Source organism: uncultured Ralstonia sp., assembly GCA_913056305.1.
GTDB lineage: Bacteria > Pseudomonadota > Gammaproteobacteria > Burkholderiales > Burkholderiaceae > Ralstonia.
In genome coordinates, this window is the sequence record CAJXMR010000331.1 from 1 (window position 1) to 3441 (window position 3441).

General features: G+C 66.2%; 3 protein-coding genes. All 3 read left to right on the forward strand.

The annotated features are described in order from the left end of the window. Positions 1–24 precede the first annotated feature (24 nt). The 3 genes from prfB to lysS all read left to right on the forward strand — a co-directional run bounded on the left by prfB (position 25) and on the right by lysS (position 3439). Positions 25–1129 (forward strand): peptide chain release factor 2 gene (gene prfB / locus QZ609_RS25480; RefSeq protein ID WP_295500988.1). Its coding sequence is split into 2 segments (ribosomal slippage): positions 25–105 and positions 107–1129, totalling 1104 coding nucleotides; the frame shifts between segments, so codons are not numbered across the junction. A 16-nt stretch (positions 1130–1145) separates the two neighbouring features. Then, the gene (locus QZ609_RS25485) at positions 1146–1886 is read left to right on the forward strand and encodes an SDR family oxidoreductase (RefSeq protein WP_295500990.1); all 741 of its coding nucleotides are present in this window, start codon (positions 1146–1148) and stop codon (positions 1884–1886) included. Positions 1887–1915: 29 nt separating this feature from the next. After that, complete coding sequence (gene lysS, locus QZ609_RS25490; protein ID WP_295500992.1) at positions 1916–3439, forward strand: lysine--tRNA ligase; 1524 nt, start codon at positions 1916–1918, stop codon at positions 3437–3439. The last annotated feature ends 2 nt before the right edge of the window (positions 3440–3441 follow it).

Sequence of the window (3441 nt, forward strand, 5' to 3'; positions counted from 1 at the left end):
GGTTTCCGACCGGATTTTTGCACCATGGAAGCAGAACGCCTCAATGCCATCCAGAACACGTTGGCCGACCTGAAGACGCGCGGCGACGAACTTCGGAGGTATCTTTGACTACGACGTCAAATCTGAACGTCTAGTCGAAGTCGACAAAGAGCTCGAAAGCCCCGAGGTCTGGAACGACCCGAAACGCGCCCAGGAGCTGGGCCGCGAGAAGAAATCGCTCGAAGCGGTGGTCTTTGCGTTGACCAAGCTCGACGAAGACCTCAACGGTGGCGCCGAGCTGTTCGAGCTGGCCCGCGAAGAGGGCGACGATGACACCATCGAGGCCATCGAGGCCGACACCGCCGGCATGCGCGCCATTGTCGAAGACATGGAATTCCGCCGCATGTTCTCCGGCCCGATGGACGCCGCCAACTGCTTCATCGACATCCAGGCCGGCGCCGGCGGCACCGAGGCGTGCGACTGGGCGTCGATGCTGCTGCGCCAGTACCTGAAGTACTGCGAGCGCAAGGGCTTCAAGACCGAAGTGCTGGAAGAGTCCGAAGGCGACGTCGCCGGCATCAAGAGCGCGTCGATCAAGGTCGAGGGCGAGTACGCCTTCGGCTTCCTGCGCACCGAGACCGGCGTGCACCGCCTGGTGCGCAAGTCGCCGTTCGACTCGGCGGGCGGGCGCCACACGTCGTTCTCGTCGATCTTCGTGTATCCGGAAGTGGACGACTCGATCGAGATCGAGGTCAACCCGGCGGACCTGCGCGTCGATACCTACCGTGCATCCGGCGCGGGCGGCCAGCACATCAACAAGACCGATTCGGCCGTGCGGATCACGCACATCCCGACCGGCATCGTCGTGCAGTGCCAGAACGACCGCTCGCAGCACCGCAACCGCGCCGAAGCGATGACGATGCTGAAGTCGCGCCTGTACGAGCACGAGCTGCGCAAGCGCCAGGCCGCTGCTGACGCGCAAGAAGCCGCCAAGACCGACGTGGGCTGGGGCCACCAGATCCGCTCCTACGTGCTGGACCAGAGCCGCATCAAGGATCTGCGCACCAACGTGGAAATCTCCAACACGCAGAAGGTGCTCGACGGCGATCTCGATCCGTTCATCGAGGCCAGCCTGAAGCAAGGCGTCTAACCTGAGGCCCACTGCCATGGCGGACACGTCCCTGTTCATCCTGACCGGCGCCTCGCGCGGGCTGGGCGCCGCGCTGGCCGAGGCGCTGCTGCAGCCGGGCCACCGGCTGCTGTGCGTGGCGCGCGGCGACAACCCGGCGCTGCGCGCGCAGGCCGAACGTGCCGGCGTGACGCTCGATTGGCACCAGTGCGATCTGACCGACGTGCGCGGGTCCGAAGCCTGGATGACCCGAACGCTGGCCGCCCTGCCCGCCCACAAGCGGGTGGCGCTGGTGCTGAACGCCGGCATGGTCGAGCCGATCGGTGCGCTCCAGACACTGCATGCGGACACCCTGCTGCCGCACCTGGAGCTGAACCTGGCCGGCCCGATGGCAATGACTGCTGCCCTGCTGCGCGGCACCGCCGGCTGGGGCGCCCAGCGCCGCATCCTGGCGATCTCGTCGGGTGCCGCGCGCCGGCCCGTCGCCGGCTGGGCCGCTTACTGCACCGGCAAGGCGGGGCTCGACATGCTCGTGCGCGCCATCAACGCCGAGGGCGACACCAGCACGCGCGCCGTCTCGCTCGCGCCGGGCGTGCTCGACACCGACATGCAACGCACCATCCGCGGCACCGACTTTGCCGGCGTGCAGCGCTTCCGCGATCTGCATGCGCATGGCGAGCTGGTCTCACCGCAAGACGCTGCCCAGCGCATCGCCGCCTACCTCGCGCGCCCGGATTTCGGCGCCACCGAGCTGGACGACCTGCGCAACTACGCCTGACCTGACACGACTTTCCCTACACAACGATCATGACCGAACCGAATACCCCCGCCGTGCCAGCGCAGGACGACAACCAGATCATCGCCGAGCGCCGCGAGAAGCTGGCTGCGATTCGCGCGCAAGGCATCGCCTTCCCCAACGATTTCCGCCCGACGCATCACGCCGCCGATCTGCAAGCCGAGTACCGCGAGACCGAGCAAGCCGCGCTGGAAGCCCAGCCGGTGCAGGTGGCCGTGGCCGGCCGCATGATGCTCAAGCGCGTGATGGGCAAGGCCAGCTTTGCCACCGTGCAGGACAGCACCGACCGCATCCAGTTCTACATCAGCCGCGATGCCATCGGTGAAGACGTCTACGCCAGCTTCAAGAAGTGGGACCTGGGCGACATCGTGGCCGCGCGCGGCACGCTGATGAAGACCAAGACCGGCGAACTGTCGGTGGCCGTGACCGAGCTGCGCCTGCTCTCGAAGAGCCTGCGTCCGCTGCCGGGCGACTACTACGGCCTGGCCGACCAGGAACAGAAGTACCGCCAGCGCTACGTCGACCTGATCGTCTCGCCGGACACGCGCAAGACGTTCCGCGCACGCACCAAGGCCATCGCGTCGCTGCGCAACTTCATGGCCGGCAACGACTTCATGGAAGTCGAGACGCCGATGCTGCACCCGATCCCGGGTGGCGCGGCGGCCAAGCCGTTCACCACGCACCACAACGCGCTGGACATGCAGATGTTCCTGCGCATCGCGCCCGAGCTGTACCTCAAGCGCCTGGTGGTCGGCGGCTTCGAGCGCGTGTACGAGATCAACCGCAACTTCCGTAACGAGGGCGTGTCGCCGCGACACAACCCCGAGTTCACGATGATGGAGTTCTACGCGGCCTACACGGACTACCGTTGGCTGATGGACTTCACCGAGAACCTGATCCGCCAGGCCGCGATCGACGCCTCGGGCACCGCCACCCTGACCTACCAGGGCCGCGAGCTTGATCTGGCCAAGCCGTTCCACCGCCTGACCATCTGCCAGGCAATCCAGAAGTACGCGCCGCAGTACACGGATGCGCAACTGGCCGATGCCGACTTCCTGCGCGCCGAACTGAAGAAGTTCAAAATCGACACCAATGCGCCCCAGTTCCTGAACGCCGGCGTGGGCACGCTGCAACTGGTGCTGTTTGAAGAAACGGCCGAGTCGCAACTGTGGGAGCCGACCTTCATCATCGACTACCCGGTCGAGGTGTCGCCGCTGGCACGCGGCTCGGACACGATGCCGGGCATCACCGAGCGCTTCGAGCTGTTCATCACCGGCCGCGAGATCGCCAACGGCTTCTCCGAGCTGAACGATGCCGAAGACCAGGCCGAACGCTTCCGCAAGCAGGTCGAGCAGAAGGACGCGGGTGACGAGGAAGCCATGTTCTACGACGCCGACTACATCCGCGCACTCGAATACGGCATGCCCCCGACCGGCGGCTGTGGCATCGGCATCGACCGCCTGGTGATGCTGCTGACCGACAGCCCGAACATCCGCGACGTGATCCTCTTCCCGCACCTGCGCCGCGAAGACTGATC